We start from the raw sequence: 25014 nt of genomic DNA, 5'->3' as shown, positions 1-25014 counted from the left end.
ATGCCGTACTCCATGGCGGCAATTGTTGCAGGTGACCGCAAGAAGGGGGAGTCCGGGTCCGTGGCACTAGACTGGGCGGCGACCTCCGCGGGCCCACGAGGCGCGCGGCTAGTAGCACCCACGCGCGAGGAGCCGCACCGATGACCGACCCGAACACCGACGTGTTCTCCGCCTCCCTGTCCGAGCTGGACCCGGAGGTCGCCGAGGCGATGGCCGGCGAGCTGGCCCGCCAGCGCGACACGCTCGAGATGATCGCGTCCGAGAACTTCGTCCCCCGGTCGGTCCTGCAGGCGCAGGGCTCCGTGCTCACCAACAAGTACGCCGAGGGCTACCCCGGCCGCCGCTACTACGGCGGCTGCGAGCACGTGGACGTGGTGGAGAACCTGGCGCGCGACCGCGCCAAGGAGGTCTTCGGGGCCAAGTACGCCAACGTTCAACCGCACGCCGGAGCGCAGGCCAACGCCGCGGTGCTCATGGCGCTGGCCAAGCCGGGCTCCAAGATCATGGGCCTGTCGCTGGCCCACGGCGGTCACCTCACGCACGGCATGAAGCTCAACTTCTCCGGTCAGCTCTACGACGTGGTGGCCTACGAGGTCGACGGCGAGACCATGCAGGTCAACATGGACACCGTCCGCGAGCTGGCGCTGGCCGAGAAGCCCGACGTGATCATCGCCGGCTGGTCCGCGTACCCCCGCACCCTGGACTTCGCGGCATTCCGTGAGATCGCCGACGAGGTGGGCGCCAAGCTGTGGGTGGACATGGCGCACTTCGCCGGCCTGGTGGCCGCGGGCCTGCACCCCTCGCCGGTGCCGCACGCGGACGTCGTCTCCACGACCGTGCACAAGACCCTGGGCGGCCCGCGCTCGGGCATGATCCTCACCAACGACCTCGAGCTGTTCAAGAAGCTCAATTCCGCGGTGTTCCCCGGCCAGCAGGGCGGACCGATCATGCACGCGATCGCCGCCAAGGCCGTCGCCATGAAGGTCGCCGCCACCGAGGGCTTCAAGGAGCGTCAGCAGCGCACCCTCGAGGGCGCGCAGATCCTCGCCGAGCGCCTCACCGCCGACGACTGCAGGGCGGCCGGCGTGTCCGTGCTCACCGGCGGGACCGACGTCCACCTGGTGCTGGTGGACCTGCGCGAGTCCGAGCTCGACGGCCAGCAGGCCGAGGACCTGCTCCACGAGGTCGGCATCACGGTCAACCGCAACGCCGTGCCGTTCGACCCGCGCCCGCCGATGGTCACCTCCGGCCTGCGCATCGGAACCCCGGCGCTCGCGACCCGCGGCTTCACCGCCGACGACTTCCGTGAGGTCGCCGACATCATCGGCACCGCCCTGGCCGGCGGCAAGGACGCCGACGTCACCGCGCTGCGCGAGCGCGTTACGACGCTGGCCCGGTCCAAGCCGCTGTACGAGGGTCTCGAGGAGTGGCGTCTGCTCGGCTGATCCGGGTTCGACGACGACGGTTGGGGGCCGATGGCCGAGGGGAGTTCGGATCGCGGCCCCCGCCTGCGCGTCGGGTACGTCCCCGGCGTGCAGCCGGACAAGTGGCTCGGCCGATGGCGCGAGCGCCGGCCTGACGTGCCGATCACGGCGCGACGCGTGGGCGACCCACGGCCCGGGCTCGCCGCGGTACCGGGGGAGGGCGACTTCGACGTCGTCTTTTTCCGCGAGCCTGCCGACGCCCCGCGCTCCGCGCCGCCCGGGCTGTTCCGGATCCCCCTCTACACCGAGACGATGGCCGTGCTCGCGACCAGGGACCACGAGTTGGGGGCGTTCGACTCACTGACCCCCGAGGAGCTCGACGGCGAGCGCTGGCTCGACCCGGTGGGCCCGATCGCGGCGACGCCGGACGAGGTCTCCGCCGCCGTCGACCTGGTGGCCGCGGGCGTGGGGCTGCTGGTGCTCCCGCTGCCGTACGCGCGGTCGCTTAGCCGGCGGGACGTGGTGGCCCGCCCGCTCGAGGGGGTGCCCGCGACGCGGATGGGCGTGGCCTGGTCGCCGGCGCGGGAGGGGGACGCGCTCATCGACGACTTCGTGGGGATCGTGCGCGGGCGGACGGCCAACACGTCGCGCACCGCCGACGGCCCGCGCGCGGACGGCCCCGCAGAGTCGTCGCGGGCGGGGCCCGGAGCCGTCAGACGGTCGTCGCCCCCGCGATCCCGCGGGCAAAGACGAGGTGGCGCTCGACGATCTCGTCGGGGCTGAGCGGGCCGTCCGGCCGGTACCACGAGGCGATCGACACGCACAGGGATGAGACCGCGCGAGCCGCGTCCTCGGGGTGGTCGCACACGAAGTCGCCGGCCTCGACCCCGTCCCGGATCGCGGCCTCGATCATCCTCTGTTGCTCGTCCCGCTTATGCACATGGTGCGCCCGGGTTGCGGGTTCCATGCTCCGCATCTCGGTGGAGGCTACGAACGCATGGTCTCGGCGCGCCATGTGAAAGCGGGCGAGCGCTTCGACGATGTTCTCGAACCTACCCACCGGTGAGTCTCCCTCTGCGGCAGCGTCGGCGGCGCGGGTGTGGTCCAGCATCTCCTGCATCGCGGCGTCTACGACGGCGGCCAGGATGGCCTGCTTCGAGCGGTGATGGTGGTACAGGCCGGGTACCGAGAGGCCGGCTGCCTCGGCGATGGTCCTGATCGACGCCCCGTGGTACCCGTGGCGGACGAAAACGCCCAGGGCGGCGCGAAGCGGAGGGGACAGCGGATCCGGACCGAAGTCCCGCCAATCGTTACTCATCGGGATTCTCCTAGAGGGGCAGTCGGGGGAAACACTAGTCCGCGCCCTCGGTTGACAGTCGCTGTGATGCCAGCCACACTAGTGCGCACCGAGCGATCGCTCGGTCGGAGTCGGCAATCCGGAGGGACGAGATGGGGCGAGTGGGCCCACGGCGGTGGCGGAATTTGTACCGGGCGGGGATCGACGAGGGGTCCGTGGAGAACGCGACTTCCCTGGGGCAGGCGTGGCGTGACCGTGTCGCCGCCGGTCCGGACCATGTGGCAATCACCTACTTCGATGCGCGCTACTCCGCCGGCGAGGTCGACGAGATGTCGGACGCGCTCGGCGCCGCGTTCCAGGATCGCGGGCTCGGCCCGGGGGACCGGGTGGGGATCCACCTCCAGAACATCCCGCAGTACGCACTCGCGCTGCTCGCGCTGTGGAAGATCGGTGCCACGGCCGTCGTCCTCAACCCGATGTACTTCGGCCGGGAGCTCCGTCAACCGGTCGAGGACTCCGGAGCGGTGGCGCTGCTCGTCACCGACCGTGACGTCGCTACTGTCCGGGACAGCGTCGCGGGTACGTCGGTCGAGTGGATCCTCAGTACGAGTGAGCGCGACCTCCAGGGCCGCGACGACCCGCGCGTGTTCGGCGACGGTGAGCACGCGGAGCCCTCGGCGGACGGGGACCTCGTCGACCTCCTCCAGCGGTACGCGGGACGGACCCCTGCTCCTGCAGAGGTTTCTTCCGACGATCTGGCACTGCTCACCTACACCTCGGGGACCACGGGCCCGCCGAAGGGGGCGATGAACTCCCACGGCAACGTGGTGGCCGTCGCACGCAGTTTCGCGGACTTCGTGGATATCGAGCCGGGCGATGTCGTGCTGGCGATCGCTCCGCTGTTTCACATCACGGGCGCCGTCATCAATGCCACGCTCGGCCTCATCTGCGACACCACCCTCGTCTTTGCGGGACGGTTCCGCCCGGAGGTCGTGCTGGATGCGTTCCTCGAGCACCGGGTGACGTACACGATCGGCTCGATCACCGCGTACAACGCCCTCATGAAGCTGGACCACGCCGGCCCGGAACACTTCGCCTCCGTCAAGATCCTCTACAGCGGTGGTGCGCCGATCCCGCCATCGACCGTTGCCCGGTTCCAGGAACGGTTCGGCCACTACATCCACAACGGTTACGGGATGACAGAGACCACCTCGGGAGTGATCGCCGTGCCTCCGGGAGTGCGCGCGCCGGTCGACGAGCAGAGCGGCACGTTGTCCATCGGGGTCCCGCTACCGGGGGTCGACGCCGAGGTCGTGGGGGCGGATGACGTTCCGGTCGCACCAGGGGAACAGGGCGAACTCGTGCTCAGTGGCCCGCAGATGGTCTCCGGTTACTGGCGCAACGAGGCAGCCACGGAGGCAACGATGCCGCGAGGTCGCCTCCACACCGGGGACGTCGCGGTGATGGACGAGGCCGGCTGGGTGTACCTGGTGGACCGTCTCAAGGACCAGATCAACACCTCCGGCTACAAGGTGTGGCCTCGAGAGGTCGAGGATGCCCTCTACGAGCACGACGCCGTGTTCGAGGTGGCTGTCGTGGGCCTTCCCGACGAGTACCGGGGCGAGAAGGTCGTCGCGTTCGTCTCCCTCAAGGCCGGACAGACCGTCACCGAGGACGAGCTGGTGGCCTTCGCCGGCGAACGTCTGGCGGCGTACAAGCGTCCCTCGGAAGTCCACGTCATTCCCGAACTCCCCAAGACCCAGACCGGAAAGATCCGGCGTCGCGAACTCCGAGATCAGAACCGAGACAAGGAAGCACTATGACGAACTACTACGACGGCTCCGGAGCCGCAGTCCTCCCGAGCCACACTCCAAGTGCCGATCAGCAACCCCGCGGGACCAAGGCCGCGCGTAAGTCGCTCATCGCGAGCACCACAGGGCAGCTCTTCGAGTGGTACGAGTGGACCGCGTATGCGGTGTTCGCCCCGTTTATCGCCGCCGCGATGTTCGACAACAGCGACCCGGTCTCCGCGCTTTTGGCCACCTTCGCCGTGTTCGCGGTGGGCTTCCTCATGCGTCCGCTCGGCGGAATCGTCTTCGGGCGGGTCGCGGACGTCAAGGGGCGCAAGTTCGTGCTCATCGTGACAATGCTCATGATGGCTTCGGCGAGCCTCGGGATCGGCCTCCTTCCCACCTATGAGTCGATCGGGATCGCGGCTTCCGCGCTCCTGCTGCTCGCGCGGATGACCCAGGGCTTCGCCCACGGCGGTGAGTCCGCGACCGCCAACAGCTACGTCGCCGAGATCGCGCCGCCGCACCGCCGCGGCATGTGGGGAAGCCTCGTCTTTGTCGCCATCATGGGCGGCACGGTGACCGCGTACGCCATCGGCGGCGGCATCACGGCGGTGCTGTCCGAGACTGCCGTGGGTGAGTGGGGTTGGCGTATCCCGTTCCTCCTCGGTGCCGTGTTCGCCCTGTTCATCCTCTACCTGCGCCGGGGCATGGAGGAGTCGCAGGTGTTCGACGACATCGTCGAGATCACCGACGAGACGGAGGGCACGGCGGTTCGCCGCGGGCGAGGGTTCACGCCGGCCCAGCTCACCAAGGCGATCGCGCTCGTGGTGATGATGGTCTCGGGAATCACTGTGGCCCACTACACGTGGAGCTCGTACGCTTCGACCTTCGCCATCACGCAGAGGGGCATGGACTCCAACACCGCCTTCAGGGCGATCACCGCCAGCCAGTTCCTCGCGCTGCTCACCCTGCCGCTGTGGGGGCTGCTGTCCGACCGTATCGGTCGCCGGCCGGTGGTGTTCATCTTCGCGATCGGCACCATCGCCACGACGATTCCGCTCAAGGCGCTCATCGACGACCGGTTCTGGACGCTGTTCGTGGCGTCGCTCGTCGCCATGATCTTCGTCGCCGCGGCCGGATCGATCCTCTCGGCGATGATGTCCGAGGCCTTCCCCACGCGGATGCGCACCGCCGGCATCGGGTTCGCCTACTCGTTGTCCGTCGCGGTGTTCGGTGGAAGCGCCCCGTACCTCAACGCGATGCTCATCGAGCGCGACCTCGGCTGGCTCGTCAACGGTTACATCATCGGCCTGTGCGTCTGCACGATCGTCGCCACACTGATCATGAAGGAGACCAGGGCCGCCAACCTCCACGAGGTCGGCCACCACGACGAGACCCCGAGGAGTTCGCGATGACCGAGGCACAGACCGGCCGCGCGGAGAGCTCACTCGACGTGGCGAGCCTCCTCCGCCCCGACGTCGTGGGCCCGCGGATCGCCGAGGCCACGGGCGACGACGCGTGGACAGACTTCTCCGCCGACCTCATCGCCGGCGGCAAGTCCAACCTCACTTTTGTCATCAGCTCCGGCGCGGGCGAGCTCATCCTCCGTCGCCCGCCCACCGGGAAACTCCTGCCCAGCGCGCACGACATGGGCCGCGAGGCCCGCATCCAGCAGGGACTCGTGGGCACCGGCGTGCCCGTGGCGACCATCGTGCTCAACGAGACGAGCGGCGACGACCTGGGCGTCCCGTACTACGTCATGGAGAAGGTGGAGGGCCACGTCATCCGCGACGAGCTCCCCGCCGGGTACGCGGAGAGTGACGACGACAAGGCGGCCATGGCCGACGCCCAGATCGACGCGTTGGTGGCCCTGCACGCGGTCGACCAGGAGGCCGTCGGCCTGGGAGACCTCGGTCGCCCGGACGGCTACCTCGAGCGTCAGCTCCGCCGCTGGCTCGGCCAGTCCGAGAAGGCCAGCGAGACGGTGCGGGCGGACCGCCTGCCGGACCTGGCCCGCCGGCTGGGGGAATCGATGCCACAGTCCCCGCCGTCGCGGATCACCCACGGCGACTACCGCATGGATAACTGCGTCGTGGACCCCGACGACCCGGGCCGCATCAAGGCGATCCTCGACTGGGAGCTGTCCACACTCGGCGATCCCGTCGCCGACCTCGCACAGACCGTCCTGTACTGGGGCGACCGCGAGGGTCCCGAGGTCCCTCTCATCCCGCACCTGACCACCGAACCGGGCTGGCCCGGCCCCGATCGGCTGCTCGAGCGGTACTGCGCGGCCACCGGGACCGACCCCGCCCACATGCCCTGGTACCTGGCCTTTGCCTCGTTCAAGTTCGCGGCCATCGCGCAGGGCGTGGCCACCCGCTTCGAGGCGGGCGACATGGCCGGCCAGGAGGCTCTCGACATCGGCCCGCAGATCCGTGACCTCGTGGACCACGGCCACGCGATTCTCGACTCCCGTTCAGGAGGAAGCAATGCCTGATCCCGCCACGCCCGCGCGCCGCCCCGTCGACCCGCGCACCGGCCCGACGGACGGCCCGGGCGTCGCCGTCCTCGACCGCTTCCGGATGGACGGCCGCGTCGTCGTCGTCACCGGCGCCTCGTCCGGGCTGGGCGCCGGCTTTGCCCGCGCTCTCGCCTCGGCCGGGGCCACCGTGGCTCTCGCGGCCCGGCGCCGCGACCGGCTCGAGGCGCTGGCGGAGGAGATCCGCGCCGCCGGCGGCACCGCCACCACGGTGGGCTGCGACGTCGCCGATCCCGACCAGTGCGCCGCGATGGTCCGCACCGTGATGGACGAGCACGGCCGCATCGACGTGCTGGTCAACAACGCGGGCCTCGGTACGGCCGTGCCGGCGCTCAAGGAGACGCCCGAGCAGTTCCGGTCCGTGGTGGATGTCAACCTGAACGGCGCGTACTGGGCGGCCAAGGAGTGCGCGGCCGTCATGGAGCCCGGCTCGAGCATCGTCAACGTGGCCAGCGTCCTGGGTCTCACCGCCGGCTTCGCACCGCAGGCCGCCTACTCGTCCACCAAGGCCGCCGTCCTGGGGCTCACCCGGGATCTCGCCCACCAGTGGGGTGGGCGGCGCGGGATCCGCGTCAACGCGCTCGCGCCGGCCTACTTCGCCTCCGAGATGACCGACGAGATCCCCGAGCAGATGCTCGCGAGCATCCTCGAGAAGACGATCCTCGGCCGGCTGGGGCTGCAGCCCGAGCTCGACGCCGCCCTGCTCTTCCTGGCTTCCGACGCCTCGTCCTTCGTCACCGGCGCGACCCTCACGGTCGACGGCGGCATGACCCTTCACTAGCCCACTACAGGAGTATTGACCATGGATTTCGCACACAGCCAGCGCAGCATCGAGCTGCAGGAGAACATGTGGGACTTCATGCGGGGGCACGTCTTCCCGGCCGAGCCCGTGTGGGCCGAGTACCTGCGTGAGCACGGCGAGAACGAGCACCCGCCCGTGATGGAGGACCTCAAGGCCGAGGCCCGCCGCCGCGGACTGTGGAACCTCTTCCTGCCCGAGTGGTCGGGCATCTCCAACCTCGAGTTCGCCGCCGTCTCCGAGATCTCCGGCTGGTCGCCGGTCATCGCGCCGGAGGCGATCAACTCGCAGGCCCCGGACACCGGGAACATGGAGACCTTCCACCTCTTCGGCACCGACGAGCAGAAGAAGCGCTGGCTCGAGCCGCTCAAGGAGGGCTCCATCCGCTCGGCGTACGCCATGACGGAGCCCGACGTCGCCTCCTCGGACGCGACCAACATCCAGACCGTGATCCGCCGCGAGGGCGACGAGTACGTGATCAACGGCCGCAAGTGGTGGATCACCGGGGTCGCCGACACGCGCTGCGAGATCTTCATCGTCATGGGCAAGACCGACGAGTCCGCCGAGACCCACCGCCAGCAGTCGATGGTCCTCGTCCCGCGGGACACCCCTGGTCTGACCATCGAGCGCAACCTGCCCCTGTTCGGCTACCAGGACCAGCACGGGCACTGCGAGCTCGTCTTCCGCGACGTCCGCGTCCCGGTGGAGAACCTCCTCGGCGAGGAGGGGGCCGGGTTCGCGATCGCGCAGGCCCGCCTGGGGCCGGGCCGTATCCACCACGCGATGCGCGCCATCGGCATGGCCGAGCGTGCGCTCGCGCTCATGATCGATCGTGCGAAGTCGCGCCACGCCTTCGGCGGCTACCTGTCCGAGCAGGGCGTGGTGCAGGAGCACATCGCCAACTCGCGGATCGAGATCGACCAGGCCCGCCTGCAGGTGCAGCACTGCGCGTGGATGATCGACCAGAAGGGTGCCAAGGAGGCCCGCTTCGAGATCTCCGCCATCAAGGTGATCGCCCCGCAGGTGGCGTGCACGGTGATCGACCGGGCCATCGAGGTCTTCGGCGGCGCCGGCGTCTCCGACGACACCCCGCTCGCGTACTTCTACGCCTGGGCGCGGGCGCTGCGGATCGTCGACGGCCCCGACGCCGTCCACCGCCGGACCATCGCCCGCGGCGAGCTCAAGAAGACCCCGCCGTACATAGGCTGAGAATCGAAAGGAACACCAACACCATGGGTGCAGTGATCGTGGAGGCCGTGCGCAGCGCGGTGGGCAAGCGTAAGGGCGGACTGGCCGGGGTGCACCCGGCTGACCTGTCCGGGCAGGTGCTCAAGGCCCTGGTCGAGCGGGCGGGAGTGGACCCGTCCGCCGTGGAGGACGTCATCTGGGGCTGCGTGACCCAGGCCGGCGAGCAGACCGGCGACATCGCGCGCACCGCCGCCCTGTCGGCCGGCTTCCCGGAGACGGTGACCGGCGTGACGATCGACCGGCAGTGCGGCTCCTCGCAGCAGGCGTTGAGCTTCGCCGTCGCCGTGGTCGAGGCCGGGCACCACGACGTGGTGGTGGCCGGGGGCGTGGAGTCCATGACCCGCCAGCCGATGGGCAGCTCGCTCACCGGCGAGGGCATCCCGTACGGCGAGTCCTTTCTCGGCCGCTACGACGGCGTCATGCCCAACCAGGGCATCGGCGCCGAGATGATCGCCGAGCGCTGGGGCTTCACCCGCACGCAGCTCGACGAGTTCGCGGTGTCCTCCCACGAGAAGGCCGCCGCCGCGCAGGACTCCGGCTTCTTCGCCGGACACATCGTGCCGGTGCAGACCCCCGACGGCGTCATGGACACCGACCAGGGCATCCGCCGCGGCAGCACCGTGGAGGCGCTGGCCGGGCTCAAGACCCCGTTCAAGGAGGACGGCGTGATCTCCGCCGGCAACGCCTCCCAGATCTCGGACGGCTCGGCGGCGATCCTCGTCATGAGCGAGGAGGCGGCCGCCGAGCACGGCTGCACCCCGATCGCCCGCGTGCACACCGCGACGCTCGCCGGCGACGACCCGGTGATCATGCTCACCGCGCCGATCCCGGCCACGGCCAGGGCGCTCGAGAAGTCGGGCCTGTCGATCGACGACATCGGCGTGTTCGAGGTCAACGAGGCCTTCGCCTCCGTGCCCATGGCCTGGCTCGCCGAGACCGGCGCCGACCCGGCCAAGCTCAACCCCAACGGCGGCGCGATCGCGCTCGGACACCCGCTCGGCGGCTCGGGCGCGCGCATCATGTCGGACATGATCGCGCACATGAAGGCGGGCGGGATCCGTTACGGGCTGCAGACGATGTGCGAGGGCGGGGGCCAGGCCAACGCCACCATCGTCGAGCTGCTCTGACCCGAAGAGTCTCCGACGCCCGCGAGGCCGCGCGTTCCCCGTCGGGACCGCGCGGCCTCGTCGTCGTCACCCTCCGGTGAGCACCACGGCGCGGCCGAGGATCTCTCCCCGGTCGAGCGACTCGTAGGTCGCGGGCGCCTCGTCGAGCGACACCCGCCGGGAGATCACGCCGCCGAGGTCGAGCTTCCCGGCGGCGAGCAGGCGCAGCAGGGCGGGCACGTCGTGTCGGGCGCGGGCACCGTACGAGCCCTTGATCTGGATCTTGCGCCGCACGATGCGGGCCAGGTCCACGTCGAGGGTGGTGCCGGCGGGCGGGATGCCCACGACCACGGCGCGGCCGCCCTCCCGGGTGATCTCCACGGCCTGGCGGGTGGTGGCGGCCGAGCCGAGGGCCTCGAAGGCCACGTCGACCCCGCGGCCGCCGGTGATCTCGGCGACCGCCCCGGCCACGTCGTCCTCGCGCGAGTTGACCGTGTGCGTGGCCCCCATGCGGCGTGCCAGCTCGAGTTTGTCGGCGCCCACGTCGATCGCGATCACGGACTCGGCGCCGCTCAGTGCGGCGAGCTGGACGATGTTCTGCCCGACGCCGCCCACGGCGATCACCGCGACGGACTCGCCGGCCCGGACCTCGCCCACGTTGGCCACGGCGCCGTAGGCGGTGAACAGGGAGCAGCCGAGGATCGCCGAGGTCTCCAGGTCGAGGGAGTCGGGGACGGCGAAGACGCTCGTGGCGGGGGTGACGCTGTACTCGGCCAGGCCGCCCATCGAGTACATGGACAGCGGCTCGCCGGACGCGCGGCGCAGGCGGGTCTCGCCGTCGTACAGTGTCCCGCGCAGGCGGTTGAACTCGAAGAACGTCGAGCAGATGTCCTCCATGCCGCGCGCGCAGTTCTCGCACGCCCCGCACGGCATGATGAACGAGCCCACCACCCGGTCACCCGGCCGGACGTGGGTCACTCCCCGCCCGACCTCGGCCACCACACCGGAGATCTCGTGGCCGAGCACGCCGGGCAGGGGGAAGGCGACCTCGGCCTTCATCACGTGCAGGTCGGTGTGGCAGACGCCGCACGCCGTGTTGTGGACGAGCACCTCGCCGTCACGGGGTTCGGGGATCGGGATGTCCTCGATCACCAGGGGCGAGTTGGTCTCCACGCACACCGCGGCCTTCATCCGAGCACCTTCCGTCGGTCAACCTCTCCCGATGAGGCTCAGCGTAGGGGGAGGACCGTGACCGCGCAGCGGATGCCGAGGGCCCGGGCGAGGCGGGCGTCGGCGGTGAGGAGCGCGCCCCCGAGCGATTCCGCGCGCGCGGCGCGGGGGCGATGCGGATAATGGCGGGAAACCCGACCGGTCGCGTCGCCGCGCCCCAGGCGGCCCGGCACCTGGCGAGCCTCGCCGAGTCGGCGCGGGGTCCGGACCGCCGCACACGAGGAGAGGACGCGTGACCATGGGACTGCTCGAGGGGAGGACCGCGGTCGTCACCGGGGCCGCGCGCGGCATCGGGCTGGAGATCGCCCGCACGTTCATCGCCAACGGGGCGCGGGTGATGATCGGCGACATCGACGACGAGGCCGGGGCCGCGGCCGCGGCCGAACTCGGCGGCGCGGACCACGCCTGCTACATCCGTTGCGACGTGCGGGACGGTGCGGCCGTCGAGGCGATGATCGATGCCGCCGAGGAGGCGTTCGGGCCCCTCGGGGTGTTCGTCAACAACGCCGGCGTCACCCGCGACGCGACGATGCGCAGGATGACCGAGGAGCAGTTCGACGAGATCATCGCGATCCACCTCAAGGGCACGTGGAACGGCACCCGCGCGGCGGCCGGACGCATGCGCGAGCACGGCGGTGGTGCGATCGTCAACGTCTCCTCCATCTCCGGCAAGGTGGGCCTTGTGGGGCAGACCAACTACTCCGCCGCCAAGGCCGGCATCGTGGGGCTGACCAAGGCCGCCGCCAAGGAGGTCGCCTTCAAGGGCGTCCGCGTCAACGCCATCCAGCCGGGGCTCATCCGGACCGCCATGACGCTCGCGATGCCGCAGAAGGTGTGGGACGAGAAGCTGGCCGAGATCCCCATGGGTCGCGCGGCCGAGCCGGCCGAGGTGGCCCAGGTCGTGCTGTTCCTCGCCAGCGACATGTCGAGCTACATGACCGGCACGGTTCTCGAGATCACCGGCGGCCGGCACATCTAGCGCGGCGTCGCCGGGGCGTCGGGGCCGGTCAGTGGTCGAGGTCAACGTCATCGCGTCGCAGCTGGTGCAGCGAGGAGGGTTGTCATGAGGGTGTTTGAGGGAGTCGATCAGATCGAGGCCGCGATCGGCGAACACGTGGGCTACAGCGACTGGATGGAGATCACGCAGGAGCGGATCGACGCCTTCGCCGACGCCACGGGCGACCACCAGTGGATCCACGTGGACCCCGAGCGCGCCGCACAGGGCCCGTACGGGGCCACGATCGCGCACGGCTACCTCACGCTCTCGCTGATCCCGGTGCTCGGCAACCAGGTCATGGAGATCCGCGGCTTCCGCATGATGATCAATTACGGATCTGACAGGGTGCGCTTCCCGGCCCCGGTTCCCGTCGGCTCGCGGATCCGTGCCGGGGTCCAGCTCACCTCGCTCGAGCGCACGCCCTCGGGGGCCCGTCTCGCCAGCACGGTCACGGTGGAGGTCGAGGGGGGCGAGCGCCCCGCGGTCGTGGCCGAGACCGTGCGGATGATGGTCGAGTGAGGAGATCACGTCCCCCGGGCGCCCGCCACCCGACGAATTCACGACGCGTTAACTCACAGTCATGTGATTCTCACCTCCGGGGCGTACCGTCTGCCTCAACGGTCGGTGGGGAAGCCGGCCGTCGGGAGGTCCAGCGGATGATCGTTCGACGCGATCGGAAGGGGGCCGGCACCCGGCCCCGTCACCTCGAGGTGACCTGAGCCGACCGGTCCACCCCCAGCACGCCCGCGGGTGCCGCGGGCGAGGAGTCCGCCGTGACCGACACCGCTCGCACCTATGTCCTCGACACCTCGGTTCTGCTCTCGGATCCGTGGGCCGTCACCCGGTTCGCCGAACATCATGTGGTCCTGCCCATCGCGGTGATCGGCGAGCTCGAGGCCAAGCGCCACCACCCCGAGCTCGGCTACTACGCGCGGGAGGCACTCCGGCTGCTCGAGGACCTCCGCCTGCGCCACGGTCGGCTCGACGGCGACCTGCCCATCACCGATGAGGGCGGCACCGTGCGAGTCGAGCTCAACCACACCGACCAGTCGGTGCTGCCGAGCGGGTTCCGGGACACCGGCAACGACTCCCGCATCCTCGCCTGCGCCCTCAACCTGCGTGCGGAGGGGGCGGACACGGTGCTCGTGTCCAAGGACATCCCGCTGCGGGTCAAGGCCGGCTCGGTGGGCCTGCCCGCCGACGAGTACCACGCCCAGGACGTGGTGCTCACCGGCTACAGCGGCGTCACCGACCTGCCCGCCACCCAGGACCTCGTCGACGGCCTGTTCTCGGACGGCGGGGTGAGCCCCCTGGCCGCCCGCGCCGCCGGGCTCGCGGCCGACGCCCCCGTGCACTGCGGCGTCCGGGTGCAGACCGAGTCCTCCTCCGCCCTGGCGCGGGTCACCGACGGCGGCGGCCTCAAACTGGTCCGCGGCGACGTCGAGGTGTTCGGCCTGCGGGGCCGCTCGGCGGAGCAGCGCATCGCGATCGACTGCCTGCTCGACGAGTCGATCGGCATCGTCTCCCTCGGTGGCCGCGCCGGCACCGGCAAGTCGGCGCTCGCCCTGTGTGCGGGGCTGGAGTCGGTGCTCGAGAAGCGCCGCCACCGCAAGATCGTCGTGTTCCGTCCGCTCTACGCCGTGGGCGGCCAGGAGCTCGGCTACCTGCCGGGCAGCGAGGCCGAGAAGATGTCGCCGTGGTCGCAGGCCGTGTTCGACACCCTCGAGGGTCTGGTCAGCGAGAACGTGATCGACGAGGTCATGGACCGCGACATCCTCGAGGTCCTGCCGCTCACCCACATCCGCGGCCGCAGCCTCCACGACTCCTTCGTGATCGTCGACGAGGCCCAGTCGCTCGAGCGCAACGTCCTGCTCACGGTGCTCTCGCGCCTGGGTACCGGGTCGCGGGTGGTGCTCACCCACGACGTGGCGCAGCGCGACAACCTCCGGGTGGGCCGCCACGACGGGATCCAGGCGGTAGTGGAGAAGCTCAAGGGGCACCCGCTCTTCGCCCACGTCACGCTCAACCGCTCCGAGCGCTCGGCGATCGCCGAGCTCGTCACCGACATGCTCGAGGAGTTCCACCCGGCGGCCCAGACCGGGGCGCTGCGCCGCATCCACGCGGCCTGAGTCGCGGCGGCGCAACGGTCGAGCGCGCCTCCCGACTGAGAACGCCGTGTGATAATCGGCGCCGGGCCGGACCCGGCCCGCCCGATCGCGCCCCCACGGAGATCTCATGCCCCGCCGACCGCACCCGATCGCTGCCCTCGCCGCCGCTACGGTCCTCGTCCTCACCGGGTGCGGGGAGCAGGTCCCGGGCGGCGCCGTGGTGGAGGCCGGCCAGCCCACCGAGAGTCGGACCGGGCAGCCCGCCGGGGCGCCGCCGATCGCCGAGCCGAAGGAGGAGACGGCCGACGACGCGGCCGATCCGCTCGTCATCCGGGTGGGGGACCAGGAGTACCTCTCCACGATGGCGATCTACCGTGCCTACGACGCCGCCAAGGGTGGGCCCAATGCGCTGGGCTCGCCTGCCGGGGCCGCCGAGGAACTCGGGGACGGGCGCCGGCAGGAGTTCGACGGCGGCCGGGTGTACTGGTCGCCGCGCACCGGCGCGCGCATCGTCCGGGGGCGGATACTCGAGACCTACCTGGACAACGGCGGCGCGGAGGGCCGGCTCGGCTGGCCGGTGATCGACGAGTCCACCGACGACGAGGCGGTCTTCTCGGACTTCGAGAACGGTCGCATCCTCATCGAGAACCGCGCCGTCCAGGTGATCGACCGCCGCAACTGACCGGCCGCGCCCCGCCCGGCCGCAGGCTCAGAGCTCGGCGAGCAGGGCCTTCCAGACGGGCCGCCACCGGTCGCGCTCGGCGGGCGGATCGCCCGCGTCGGCCACCGGAGGGTCGATCGCCGGCCTCGTCGTCACCGCTCCCTGTCCAGCCCCGCCATGCCGAGCACGTCGAGCCGCCGGTCCAGCTCTGCCTCGTCGATCGTGTCGGGGACGAACCCGAGGTCGACGACGGCCTCGCGGATCGTCATGCCCTCCGCGAGCGCGTGCTTGGCCACGCGCGCCGCCTCCTCGTAGCCGATGGCGGAGTTGAGCGGGGTGACGATCGACGGCGAGGACTCCGCGTACTGGCGGACCTGGTCCACCTGCGCTTCGAGCCCGTCCACGCAGCGCTCGGCGAACAGCCGCGACGAGGTGGACAGCAGGCGCACCGACTCCAGGACGTTGCGGGCCATGACCGGGATGTAGGTGTTGAGCTCGAACGCCCCGCCGGCGCCGGCCCAGGCGATCGCGGCGTCGTTGCCCACGACCTGAGCGGCGACCTGCGTCACCGTCTCGGCGAGCACCGGGTTGACCTTGCCGGGCATGATCGACGACCCGGGCTGCAGGTCCGGCAGGTGCAACTCGCCGAGCCCGGTGGTCGGGCCCGAGCCCATCCACCGGATGTCGTTGGCGATCTTGGTGAGCGAGACCGCGATGGTCCGCAGCGCCCCGGAGAGCTCGACCAGCGCGTCACGCGCGGCCTGCGCCTCGAACGGGTCCACCGCCGGGCGCAGTTCCTCCAGCCCGGTGAGCGAGCGCAACTCCTCCACCACGGCCGAGCCGAAGCCGTCGGGCGCGTTGAGGCCGGTACCCGCGGCGGTTCCGCCGATGGGCAGCTCACCCACCCGCGGCAGGGTGGCGCACACGCGGTCGATGCCGGCCGCGACCTGACGTGCGTAGCCGCCGAACTCCTGCCCGAGCGTCACGGGCACGGCGTCCATGAGGTGAGTGCGGCCGGACTTCACGACGTCCCGCCACTCGGTGGCCTTGGCCTCCAGCGACGCATGCAGCACCTTGAGCGCGGGCACGAGGTCCGACACGACCACCTCGGTGGCGGCGACGTGCGTGGCCGTGGGGAAGGTGTCGTTGGAGGACTGCGACATGTTGACGTCGTCGTTGGGGTGGACGGTGACGCCCTCGGCGGCGCAGAGCGAGGCGATCACCTCGTTGGTGTTCATGTTGGAGCTGGTGCCCGAGCCGGTCTGGAACACGTCGACGGGGAAGTGGTCGTCCACCTCGCCCTCGGCGATGCGCTCGGCGGCCGCGGTGATCGCCCGCGCCTTCTCCTCGTCGAGGAGCCCGAGCCGCGCGTTGACGGTCGCGCACGCCGCCTTGAGCAGGCCCAGCGCCCGGATCTGCGCGCGCTCCAGGCCCCGCCCGGAGACGGGGAAGTTCTCGACGGCCCGCTGCGTCTGCGCCCGCCAGAGGGCGTCGGCGGGGACGCGGACCTCGCCCATCGTGTCGTGTTCGATGCGGAATTCACCGGTGTCGTCAGCCATGTGGCCCAGAGTAGGCGGGCCCGCCGCCCCGCGCAGTCGTGCTGCGGAGTGCGGCGGGCCCGACAGGCGCGCGGGGCGGGCTCAGCCAGCGCTAGCCTGCCCGTAGTTGACGGAGGAGAACTCACGTAGCTTGGCCATGCGGTGGCGGCCCTCGACGTGGCGGACCGTGCCCGACTTGGAGCGCATAACCAGCGAGCGGGTCACGGCGCCGTTGGCCCGGTAGCTCACGCCGCGGACCATGTCGCCGTTGGTGATGCCGGTGGCGGCGAAGAAGCAGTTGTCGCCCCGGACCAGGTCGTTGGTGCCGAGAACGGCCTCCACGTCGAGCCCGGCGTCCACGGCCTTCTGCCGCTCGGCGTCGTCCTGCGGCCACAGCTGGCCCTGGATCTCGCCGCCCATGCACTTCATGGCGCAGGCGGTGATGATCCCCTCCGGGGTGCCGCCGATGCCCATGAGCATGTCCACCGAGCTGTCGTCGGAGGCGGCCGCGACGCCGCCGGCCACGTCGCCGTCCATGATCAGCCTGACCTTGGCGCCGGCCGCGCGGATCTCGGCGATCAGCTCCTCGTGCCGCGGGCGGTCGAGCACGCACACCGTGAGGTCGCCGACGTCCATGCCCTTGGCCTCGGCGACGGACCGGATGTTCCACTCGGTGGAGCGGCTCAGGTCGATCTTGCCCACCGCGTCGGGGCCGACGGCGATCTTGCGCATGTAGAACACTGCCGACGGGTCGAACATGGCGCCCCGCTCGGCCACGGCGATCACGGCGATCGAGTTGGGGCGGCCCTCGGCCATGAGGCGCGTGCCGTCGATCGGGTCCACGGCCACGTCCACCGCGGGGCCGTTGCCGGTGCCCACCTTCTCGCCGTTGTAGAGCATGGGCGCCTCGTCCTTCTCGCCCTCGCCGATCACCACCACGCCGTCCATGTCCACGGTGCCGATGAGCTCGCGCATCGCGTCCACCGCGGCGCCGTCACCGCCGTTCTTGTCGCCCCGGCCCACCCAGCGGCCGGCCGCGAGCGCCGCCGCCTCCGTGACTCGGACGAGCTCCATGGCGAGATTTCGGTCGGGGCGCAGGGCATCGGACATGTCGCGTCGGGCTCCTCGGGTTGCCCCGCGGGCGCCGGGACGCGCGCGGGGAGGTGATCGGTGTCGCCGACCATTGTTCCACCTCGGCGCCCGTGCCGGGCCCCGCGCGCCGGACGCGCCCCACGCGGGTGGGATACTGACCGCCGTGGCCGAGCCGAAACCGAGAATCCTGCAGGGAAACCGCGACATGGTCTGGTCGCTGGTGATCCTCATGGCGATCTGTGCCGCCTTCGCCGGCATCGCCGGCCTGTGCACGTTCAGTCCGTCCGGCCCCCAGCCGGGCCCGATCCCGGAGTTCGACGCCGAGGCGTCCCTGCGCCAGGACGCGCGCAGCCTCGACTTCGCGATCCGCTCACCCGAGGTGCCCGACGGGTGGACCTCCAACTCCGGCCGCGTCGAGAGCTTCGCCGGCACCTCGTCGAGCCACGTCGGCTGGGTGACCGGCGAACGCAGCTTCGTGGAACTCGTCCAGACCGACGCCCCGCTGGAGGACCTCCGGCGCGTGGGCGGCGGGCCGCGCCCCTCGATGTCGATGATCCCCGTCGCGGGCCGCGAGTGGACCGTCTTCACCGGCGACGACGCCCGCCCCGTCTGGGCTGTTGATCTCGGTGACGCCCGCGTCGCCGTCACCGGCTCCGCCGCCACCTCGGACCTCGAGGCGCTGGCCGCCGCGGTCCAGGACGCCGAGCCGCTGCCCCGCGAGCGCTAGTCGGTCGGGCCGGCCGGTTCCGCCCGCGCGGCCGGATTGCACAACACCAGTGTGAGGTCTACTCGGCGGATGCCGTGCTGAGGTTGGGCAAACCGGGAAGGACTGCGGAGGGTTCAGGCGCGTGCGGCGGACCCCTCGCCGGCGTCCCCGCCCTCGCCGAGCACCGCGTCGATGCGCCGGCGGGCGCCGTCGAGGTGCTCGGTACAGCGCGCGGCCAGTTCCTCGCCGCGCTCCCACAGGGCGAGGGAGGAGTCGAGGTCCTGGCCGCCGGTCTCGAGCAGGCGCACCACCTCGACGAGTTCGTCCCGGGCCTGCTCGTAGCCCAGTTCGGAGACGGGGGTCTGCTCGTCGGACATCAGGTCTGCTCCTCGGCGTCGGGGTCGGTCTCGGTGGCGGGGGCGGGGGCGTTGTGGTCGGGCCCGGCGCGGCCGGCGGCCGGGGACGAACCCAGGACGGCGGCGGACAGGGCGCCGTCGGAGACCCGGATGCGCAACTGCGACCCGGGCGGCGCGTCGGCGATAGAGGACACGACGCGGCCGTCGTGATCCCCGGCCACCGACTGCACCACGGCGTACCCGCGGGCGAGCGTGGCGGCGGGTCCGAGCGTGGTGAGGCGGGCCGCGAGGTGTCCGAGCGACGTGGACTCGGTCTGCACGATCCGGGTGACGTCGCGGCGGACCGCGCGCAGGGCCTCGGCCACGACCTCGGCCCGGACGGTGACGAGGCCGTGCGGGTCCGCCAGCACCGGACGCGACCGGAGGGAGTCGAGCTGGTGACGCTCCCGGTCCACCCAGCCGCGCAGGGCGCGGGCGGTGCGCGCGCGGGCCTCGGCGATCCGCCTGCGCTCCTCGACCACGTCGGGGACGACCCGCTTGGCGGCGTCGGTGGGGGTGGCCGCGCGCAGGTCGGCCACGTGGTCGGTGAGCGGGGAGTCCGGCTCGTGGCCGATCGCGCTCACCACCGGGGTCCGGCACCGGGAGACGGCGCGCACGAGCGCCTCGTCGGAGAACGGGAGCAGGTCCTCCACCGAGCCGCCGCCCCGGGCGAGGATGATGACGTCGACAGTCGGGTCGGCGTCGAGCTCGGCCAGCGCATCGAGGATCTGTGGCACGGCGGAGGCGCCCTGGACGGCAGTGTTACGGATCGCGAACCGCACGTCCGGCCACCGGCCGCGGGCCACCTCCACGACGTCGCGCTCGGCGGCGCTCGCCCGGCCGGTGACCAGGCCGACGCAGGTCGGCAGGAACGGCAGCGGACGCTTGAGGCGGGGGTCGAACAGGCCCTCGGCGGCGAGCGCCTGCTTGAGCCGCTCGATGCGCGCGAGCAGCTCGCCCACGCCGACCGGGCGGATCTCGGAGACCTGGAGCGAGAACGAGCCCCTCCCGGTGTAGAAGCGGGGCGTGCCGCGGACCACCACGCGGCTGCCCTCGGTGACGGGGACCGGCGCCTCCGAGACGAGCCGCGGCGGGCACGTGAGGGTGAGCGAGTTGTCGACCGACGGGTCGCGCAGCGTGAGGAACGCCGTCCGCGTCCCGGGGCGCAGGCTCAGCTGGGTGATCTGGCCCTCGACCCAGACCGCGCCGAGGCGGTGGATCCACGCGGCGATCTGGTCCGAGACCACGCGGACGGGCCACGGCTGCTCCGGACTGCTGGGGGTCCGGGGGGACGCCGCCGTCACCGGGCGCGGCGGGTCACGCGGCCGCTCGGCACGTCGGCGGACGCGGCGTCGTCCGCGCCGGCCCCCGGCGCCGTCCCGTAGACCTGGTAGGACACGTCGAGCACCTCGCCGTCCTCGGTCTCGTCCTCGTCGAACGTGGCCCACTCCGGCTGGTCGGCCCGGGCGGGGAACACGGACCCGATCACGCGGTCGCCCTTGATCGCGAGGTCGGTGAGCGTCTGCCCCGCGTGCAGGTACGACTGCACGAGCCCGCCCGCGAGCTTCACCGGGATCCCGGGGATCGCGGAGATCGTCTCGACCGCGCGGGCGGGCAGGGCCACGGTCTGCTCTACCGCGGTGGCGGCGAGACCGATCGTGGCGCGGGTGAGGAGCAGGGGACGGAACATGGGTACCTCTCTACCGGCGCCCGGGAGGCGGATGGTCGAATTCCACCTAGAACCGTACCCTGGGGCCATGACCGCTCAGACCGACATGACCGCCGAACCGACGACCAAGCGGGTGCTGCTCGCCGAGCCCCGCGGCTACTGCGCCGGCGTCGACCGCGCCGTCGAGACGGTCGAGAAGGCCCTGGCGATGCACGGTGCGCCACTGTACGTCCGTAAGGAGATCGTCCACAACAAGCACGTCGTGGAGACGTTCACCGACCAGGGCGTGATCTTTGTGGACGAGACCGACGAGGTCCCGCGCGGCGCCAACCTGGTGTTCTCCGCCCACGGAGTCTCGCCCGCCGTCCGCGAGAGCGCCAGGTCGCTCGAACTGCGCACATTCGACGCCACCTGCCCGCTCGTGACCAAGGTGCACACCGAGGTCAAGCGCTTCGCCCGCGAGGGCTACCAGATCCTGCTCGTGGGCCACGACGGCCACGAGGAGGTCGAGGGCACCGCCGGCGAGGCGCCCGACGTGGTGACCCTCGTCGACGGCCCGGATGCCGTGGACACCCTCGACGTGCCGGTGGACACGGAAAAGCTCATCTGGCTCTCCCAGACCACGCTGAGCGTGGACGAGACCATGGAGACGGTCCGCCGGCTCCGCGAGAAGTACCCGACCCTGCAGGACCCGCCGTCGGACGACATCTGCTACGCCACCCAGAACCGGCAGGGCGCGGTCAAGGCCATGGCGCCGCAGTGCGACCTCGTGATCGTGGTGGGCTCGCGCAACTCGTCCAACTCGGTCCGCCTCGTCGAGGTGGCGTTGCAGGCCGGGGCCGGCGCCGCCCACCTCGTGGACTACGCCAAGGAGATCGACACGGACTGGCTGGAGGGCGTCACCACGGTGGGGCTGACCTCGGGCGCCTCCGTGCCGGAGGTGCTCGTCCGGGGAGTGGTGGATCTGCTCGCCGAGCACGGCTTCACCGACGTCGACTCGGTGCGGACCGCGGAGGAGACCATCACGTTCGCCCTCCCGCGGGAGCTGCGCCAGAAGTCCTGAGGCCCCGGTCTCAGCGGCTCAGCCGGCTCAGCGGCGGGCGTGTGCGCCGCCGCGGCGCGCGGACTGGCGCGCCGGCTGGGCAGGGGCCGTCCGGGGTTCCAGGACAAAGGCACGCACGAGCGCCAGCGCCACCACGACCAGCGTGGTGGCGAACATGAGCGGGAACCTCGTGACCAGCGGCAGGATCACCGAGACGAGCTGGGTCCGGGAGAACACCCCGGTGGTGCCCCCGACGCCGGCGAGCACGTAGACCAGCGGCACGATGGCCGCCATGACCAGCGGCGGTTGGACGCCCGCCACGAACACCGAGCGGCGGGCCACGGCGAGCACCGCGAGGACGCAGCCCAGGAAGAAGGCCACCGTGAAGGCGGTGCCGAGCTCACCGGACCCGGCGTCGACCGCCACGCCGGTGAGCGCGACGGCGACAGCCAGGAGGACCGCGGTCCACGCCGGCAGACCCCGCCACGACGGGAGCACGGACCTGTCCTCCGCCGGGATCCGGCCGTTCTTACGCGCGTTCACGGAAGACGACTCTAGCGTCCGCCCCGTCCCGCGAGGAATCGGCCGAGACGGCGTAGGGGCGCCGTGCGGGTGGAGCCCGGGGCGGGCGGATCGTCGTCGGACGTGGAGGACGTCGCGTCGTCGGGGCCGGCCCGTCCGGACGTGTCGCCCTCGTCGTCGTCCCCGGCGGCCCGGGCACCGGCCCCGCCGCCAGAGGACCCGACTTCGCCCTCGCCCGGGCCGTGCCGCTGGGCGTCGCGGTTGCCACCGCCCCCGGCACCCGGTCGGGCGTCGAGCATTCCCGCCATGATGGCGGTACTGCCGCGGCGCAGCGGCGCGAACCGGGAGCTGGACAGCTCGCCGAGCCACGCGGTGAGGCGGCCCTCGTCGGTGGCCGCGGCGAGGTCTGCGGCGGTGACGTCGCCCGTCCGCAGGTCGATCTGTTCGCCGATGTAGCGCAGGACCACCGCGACCACCGCGAGGACGGGGACGGCGAGGAACGCGCCGATGATCCCGAAGAGCGTGCCGCCCGCGGCCACGCCGAGCAGGACGACCACCGGGTGTAGGTTCATGGCCCGCGACTGCAGGATCGGCTGGAGCACGTTCCCCTCGAGCTGCTGGACCAGGATGATCACGACGAGCACGATGATCGCGGTGGTGAGACCGTTGGCCACGAGCGCGATGAGGACCGCCAGGGCGCCCGCGGTGAACGCACCGACGATGGGGATGAAGCCGGCGAGGAACGTGATGACGGCCAGCGCCCAGGCCAGCGGCACACCCAGGAGCACCAGCGCGAGGCCGATGAAGAAGGCGTCGACGAACGAGACGATCGCCTGCGTGCGGATGAACCCGCCGAGGGTGTTCCAGCTGCGCGTGAGCACCTCGGTGAGGTGACGGCCGGCGTTGCGGCCCACGATTCGGCGGACGAACGGCAGGAACGCGGGGCCGTCCTTGATAAAGAAGAAGGTCAGGACCAGTACCAGGACCAGCGTGACGACCATGGACCCCACCGCGCTGACGCCGGTGAACACGCCGTTGGCGATCTGTTCGCCGCGGTCCTGCAGCGTCGAGCTGAGCTGGTTGAGCACCGAGTCGAGCTGCTCGTCGCGGATGTTGAGCGGCGGGCCGCGGAGCCAGTCCTGCACCTCGCGGATCGCCTCGGAGGTCTGGTCGGCGAGCTGCACGCTCTGCTCGACGATCGAGGGGGCGATGAGCGCGAGGATGCCGGCGATGATCCCGAGTCCGCCGATGATCGAGATGAGGGCCGCGAGCGCCTTGGGAACCTTGTGGCGGGTCATCCACCCGGTCGGCGGCCACAGGACGGTGGCGAGGATGAGCGCGAGCAGGATCGGCAGGATCCCCACCCACAGCGCACCACCGATGCGGACGAGCAGCCAGCCGGCAACGAGCACGATCGCCAGGCGCAGCGCCCAGTCCGTGAGCCAGCGACCGCCGATACCGATGAGAACGGACCGGTCGACGTTCTCGTCACCGTTGTCCGGGGACGGTTGAGACGGCAGCTCGTCACTCATGCCTCACATGATGACAGAAGGTACTGGGGGTGTGCCTCCGGCCGGAGACGGACCGTAGACTGGCCGATCGTGAGCCTCACCCTCGGAATCGTCGGTCTGCCCAACGTCGGCAAATCGACCCTGTTCAACGCCCTGACGAACAACGACGCCCTCGCGGCCAACTACCCGTTCGCCACGATCGAGCCCAACATCGGCGTGGTCGACCTGCCGGATCCCCGGCTCGAGCGGCTCGCCGAGATCTTCGGCTCCGAGCGGATCCTGCCCGCCGTGGTGTCCTTCGTCGACATCGCCGGGATTGTTCAGGGCGCCTCCAAGGGCGAGGGCATGGGCAACAAGTTCCTCGCCAACATCCGCGAGGCCGACGCCATCTGCCAGGTCGTCCGGGTCTTCGACGATCCGGACGTGATCCACGTCGACGGCAAGGTGGACCCGATGGCCGACATCGAGGTGATCGCCACCGAACTCATCCTGGCCGACCTCGAGAGCGTCGAGAAGGCCATCCCGCGGCTCGAGAAGGAATCCCGCAAGAACAAGGAACTCGGGCCCGTGCTCGAGGAGGCCCGCAAGGCGCAGGCGATCCTCGAGGACGGCCGGACCCTGTTCCAGGCACAGGACGAGGTGGACCGCGCCCTGCTGCGCGACCTGCACCTCATGACGGCGAAGCCGTTCCTCTACGTCTTCAACGCCGACGAGTCCGTGCTGACCAGCGACGAGCGCAAGGCCGAGCTGCGCGCCGCCGTGGCGCCCGCCGACGCGGTGTTCCTCGACGCCAAGGTGGAGTCCGAGCTCCAGGAGCTCGACGAGGACGACGCCATGGAGCTGCTGGAGTCCATCGGCCAGACCGAGCCGGGCCTGGCCGCGCTGGCCCGCGCCGGCTTCCACACCCTGGGCCTGCAGACCTACCTCACCGCCGGCCCCAAGGAGTCGCGCGCCTGGACCATCCGCAAGGGCGACACCGCCCCCAAGGCCGCCGGCGTCATCCACACCGACTTCGAGAAGGGCTTCATCAAGGCCGAGATCGTCTCCTTTGACGACCTCGACGAGGCCGGCTCCATGGCCGCCGCCAAGGCCGCCGGCAAGGTCCGCATGGAGGGCAAGGACTACGTGATGGTCGACGGCGACGTGGTGGAGTTCCGGACAGGAATTCCGTCTGGGAGCAAGAAATAGGCGCTAGTTGTACTGCCCAGGGAGGTTGTTTGATCTGGCTTCCCTGATGTGACGAGAACCTCCCGGCAGAGCGGAGCTGCTACCACATCCGCTCTGAACCAGGGAGGTTCTCGTGTCCCACGCTAACGCGGCGCTCACCCCGCGCCAAA

General features: G+C 71.2%; 24 protein-coding genes. 15 read left to right on the top strand and 9 right to left on the bottom strand.

Annotation, left to right across the window (positions count from 1 at the left end):
- The first annotated feature begins 140 nt into the window (after nucleotides 1-140).
- Nucleotides 141-1445: a serine hydroxymethyltransferase gene (glyA, locus tag ACH0BZ_RS15100; RefSeq protein ID WP_406899488.1), complete on the top strand. Its 1305-nt coding sequence runs from the start codon at nucleotides 141-143 to the stop codon at nucleotides 1443-1445.
- 30 nt (nucleotides 1446-1475) lie between these two features.
- Nucleotides 1476-2207, top strand: coding sequence for a LysR family transcriptional regulator substrate-binding protein (locus ACH0BZ_RS15095; protein ID WP_406899487.1), 732 nt, complete (start codon nucleotides 1476-1478; stop codon nucleotides 2205-2207).
- Here the strand turns inward: ACH0BZ_RS15095 and ACH0BZ_RS15090 are convergent.
- Entirely contained in the window at nucleotides 2137-2742 is a 606-nt protein-coding gene (locus ACH0BZ_RS15090; protein ID WP_406899486.1) for a TetR/AcrR family transcriptional regulator, read from the bottom strand. The genes ACH0BZ_RS15095 and ACH0BZ_RS15090 overlap by 71 nt on opposite strands.
- Nucleotides 2743-2873: 131 nt before the next feature.
- Here ACH0BZ_RS15090 and ACH0BZ_RS15085 point away from each other — a divergent pair, with 131 nt between their 5' ends.
- The 6 genes from ACH0BZ_RS15085 to ACH0BZ_RS15060 all read left to right on the top strand — a co-directional run bounded on the left by ACH0BZ_RS15085 (nucleotide 2874) and on the right by ACH0BZ_RS15060 (nucleotide 10227).
- Entirely contained in the window at nucleotides 2874-4544 is a 1671-nt protein-coding gene (locus ACH0BZ_RS15085; RefSeq protein WP_406899485.1) for a class I adenylate-forming enzyme family protein, read from the top strand.
- Nucleotides 4541-5929 (top strand): MFS transporter, encoded by a 1389-nt coding sequence (locus ACH0BZ_RS15080; protein ID WP_406899484.1) that lies wholly within the window; start codon nucleotides 4541-4543, stop codon nucleotides 5927-5929. Before ACH0BZ_RS15085 ends, ACH0BZ_RS15080 begins: the two co-directional genes overlap by 4 nt.
- The gene (locus ACH0BZ_RS15075; RefSeq protein ID WP_406899483.1) at nucleotides 5926-7011 is read left to right on the top strand and encodes a phosphotransferase family protein; all 1086 of its coding nucleotides are present in this window, start codon (nucleotides 5926-5928) and stop codon (nucleotides 7009-7011) included. Before ACH0BZ_RS15080 ends, ACH0BZ_RS15075 begins: the two co-directional genes overlap by 4 nt.
- Nucleotides 7012-7096: 85 nt before the next feature.
- Complete coding sequence (locus ACH0BZ_RS15070; RefSeq protein ID WP_406899518.1) at nucleotides 7097-7834, top strand: SDR family NAD(P)-dependent oxidoreductase; 738 nt, start codon at nucleotides 7097-7099, stop codon at nucleotides 7832-7834.
- 21 nt (nucleotides 7835-7855) lie between these two features.
- Complete coding sequence (locus tag ACH0BZ_RS15065; protein ID WP_406899482.1) at nucleotides 7856-9061, top strand: acyl-CoA dehydrogenase family protein; 1206 nt, start codon at nucleotides 7856-7858, stop codon at nucleotides 9059-9061.
- A 23-nt stretch (nucleotides 9062-9084) separates the two neighbouring features.
- Entirely contained in the window at nucleotides 9085-10227 is a 1143-nt protein-coding gene (locus ACH0BZ_RS15060; RefSeq protein WP_406899481.1) for a thiolase family protein, read from the top strand.
- Nucleotides 10228-10293: 66 nt separating this feature from the next.
- Here the strand turns inward: ACH0BZ_RS15060 and ACH0BZ_RS15055 are convergent, their stop codons facing one another.
- Complete coding sequence (locus ACH0BZ_RS15055; RefSeq protein ID WP_406899480.1) at nucleotides 10294-11397, bottom strand: zinc-binding dehydrogenase; 1104 nt, start codon at nucleotides 11395-11397, stop codon at nucleotides 10294-10296.
- 277 nt (nucleotides 11398-11674) lie between these two features.
- Here ACH0BZ_RS15055 and fabG point away from each other — a divergent pair, with 277 nt between their 5' ends.
- The 4 genes from fabG (at nucleotide 11675) to ACH0BZ_RS15035 (ending at nucleotide 15223) form a co-directional block, all read left to right on the top strand.
- Entirely contained in the window at nucleotides 11675-12415 is a 741-nt protein-coding gene (gene fabG / locus ACH0BZ_RS15050; RefSeq protein ID WP_406899516.1) for a 3-oxoacyl-ACP reductase FabG, read from the top strand.
- Nucleotides 12416-12499: 84 nt separating this feature from the next.
- Nucleotides 12500-12952, top strand: a complete 453-nt coding sequence (locus tag ACH0BZ_RS15045) for a MaoC family dehydratase (RefSeq protein ID WP_406899479.1) — start codon at nucleotides 12500-12502, stop codon at nucleotides 12950-12952.
- A 254-nt stretch (nucleotides 12953-13206) separates the two neighbouring features.
- Nucleotides 13207-14562, top strand: a complete 1356-nt coding sequence (locus ACH0BZ_RS15040) for a PhoH family protein (protein WP_406899478.1) — start codon at nucleotides 13207-13209, stop codon at nucleotides 14560-14562.
- A 106-nt stretch (nucleotides 14563-14668) separates the two neighbouring features.
- Nucleotides 14669-15223, top strand: a complete 555-nt coding sequence (locus ACH0BZ_RS15035) for an LGFP repeat-containing protein (RefSeq protein ID WP_406899477.1) — start codon at nucleotides 14669-14671, stop codon at nucleotides 15221-15223.
- A gap of 131 nt (nucleotides 15224-15354) precedes the next feature.
- Here ACH0BZ_RS15035 and ACH0BZ_RS15030 read toward each other — a convergent pair whose 3' ends face one another.
- Nucleotides 15355-16761, bottom strand: a complete 1407-nt coding sequence (locus tag ACH0BZ_RS15030) for a class II fumarate hydratase (RefSeq protein WP_406899475.1) — start codon at nucleotides 16759-16761, stop codon at nucleotides 15355-15357.
- A gap of 81 nt (nucleotides 16762-16842) precedes the next feature.
- Nucleotides 16843-17850, bottom strand: a complete 1008-nt coding sequence (gene glpX / locus ACH0BZ_RS15025) for a class II fructose-bisphosphatase (RefSeq protein ID WP_406899474.1) — start codon at nucleotides 17848-17850, stop codon at nucleotides 16843-16845.
- A 145-nt stretch (nucleotides 17851-17995) separates the two neighbouring features.
- Here glpX and ACH0BZ_RS15020 point away from each other — a divergent pair, with 145 nt between their 5' ends.
- Nucleotides 17996-18559, top strand: a complete 564-nt coding sequence (locus ACH0BZ_RS15020; protein ID WP_406899473.1) for a DUF4245 domain-containing protein — start codon at nucleotides 17996-17998, stop codon at nucleotides 18557-18559.
- 113 nt (nucleotides 18560-18672) lie between these two features.
- Here the strand turns inward: ACH0BZ_RS15020 and ACH0BZ_RS15015 are convergent, their stop codons facing one another.
- Genes ACH0BZ_RS15015 through ACH0BZ_RS15005 form a run of 3 tightly spaced genes read right to left on the bottom strand, consistent with a single transcriptional unit; the run spans nucleotide 18673 to nucleotide 20623 of the window.
- The gene (locus ACH0BZ_RS15015) at nucleotides 18673-18915 is read right to left on the bottom strand and encodes an exodeoxyribonuclease VII small subunit (RefSeq protein ID WP_406899472.1); all 243 of its coding nucleotides are present in this window, start codon (nucleotides 18913-18915) and stop codon (nucleotides 18673-18675) included.
- Nucleotides 18915-20237: an exodeoxyribonuclease VII large subunit gene (gene xseA, locus ACH0BZ_RS15010; protein WP_406899471.1), complete on the bottom strand. Its 1323-nt coding sequence runs from the start codon at nucleotides 20235-20237 to the stop codon at nucleotides 18915-18917. The genes ACH0BZ_RS15015 and xseA overlap by 1 nt, the downstream gene beginning before the upstream one ends.
- Nucleotides 20234-20623, bottom strand: coding sequence for a hypothetical protein (locus ACH0BZ_RS15005; protein ID WP_406899469.1), 390 nt, complete (start codon nucleotides 20621-20623; stop codon nucleotides 20234-20236). The genes xseA and ACH0BZ_RS15005 overlap by 4 nt, the downstream gene beginning before the upstream one ends.
- 67 nt (nucleotides 20624-20690) lie before the next feature.
- Between ACH0BZ_RS15005 and ACH0BZ_RS15000 the strand changes: the two genes are divergently transcribed.
- Entirely contained in the window at nucleotides 20691-21665 is a 975-nt protein-coding gene (locus tag ACH0BZ_RS15000) for a 4-hydroxy-3-methylbut-2-enyl diphosphate reductase (RefSeq protein WP_406899468.1), read from the top strand.
- Between the two features lie 27 nt (nucleotides 21666-21692).
- Here ACH0BZ_RS15000 and ACH0BZ_RS14995 read toward each other — a convergent pair whose 3' ends face one another.
- Complete coding sequence (locus tag ACH0BZ_RS14995) at nucleotides 21693-22187, bottom strand: DUF6542 domain-containing protein (RefSeq protein WP_406899467.1); 495 nt, start codon at nucleotides 22185-22187, stop codon at nucleotides 21693-21695.
- A gap of 11 nt (nucleotides 22188-22198) precedes the next feature.
- On the bottom strand, nucleotides 22199-23698 hold the full coding sequence (locus tag ACH0BZ_RS14990) for an AI-2E family transporter (protein WP_406899465.1): 1500 nt from the start codon (nucleotides 23696-23698) through the stop codon (nucleotides 22199-22201).
- 69 nt (nucleotides 23699-23767) lie between these two features.
- Here ACH0BZ_RS14990 and ychF point away from each other — a divergent pair, with 69 nt between their 5' ends.
- On the top strand, nucleotides 23768-24865 hold the full coding sequence (gene ychF / locus ACH0BZ_RS14985; RefSeq protein WP_406899464.1) for a redox-regulated ATPase YchF: 1098 nt from the start codon (nucleotides 23768-23770) through the stop codon (nucleotides 24863-24865).
- Nucleotides 24866-25014: the final 149 nt, after the last annotated feature.

The sequence above is a fragment of the Dietzia sp. 179-F 9C3 NHS genome, from assembly GCF_045369825.1.
Taxonomy (GTDB): domain Bacteria; phylum Actinomycetota; class Actinomycetes; order Mycobacteriales; family Mycobacteriaceae; genus Dietzia.
This window is presented reverse-complemented; position numbering and strand designations above follow the sequence as displayed.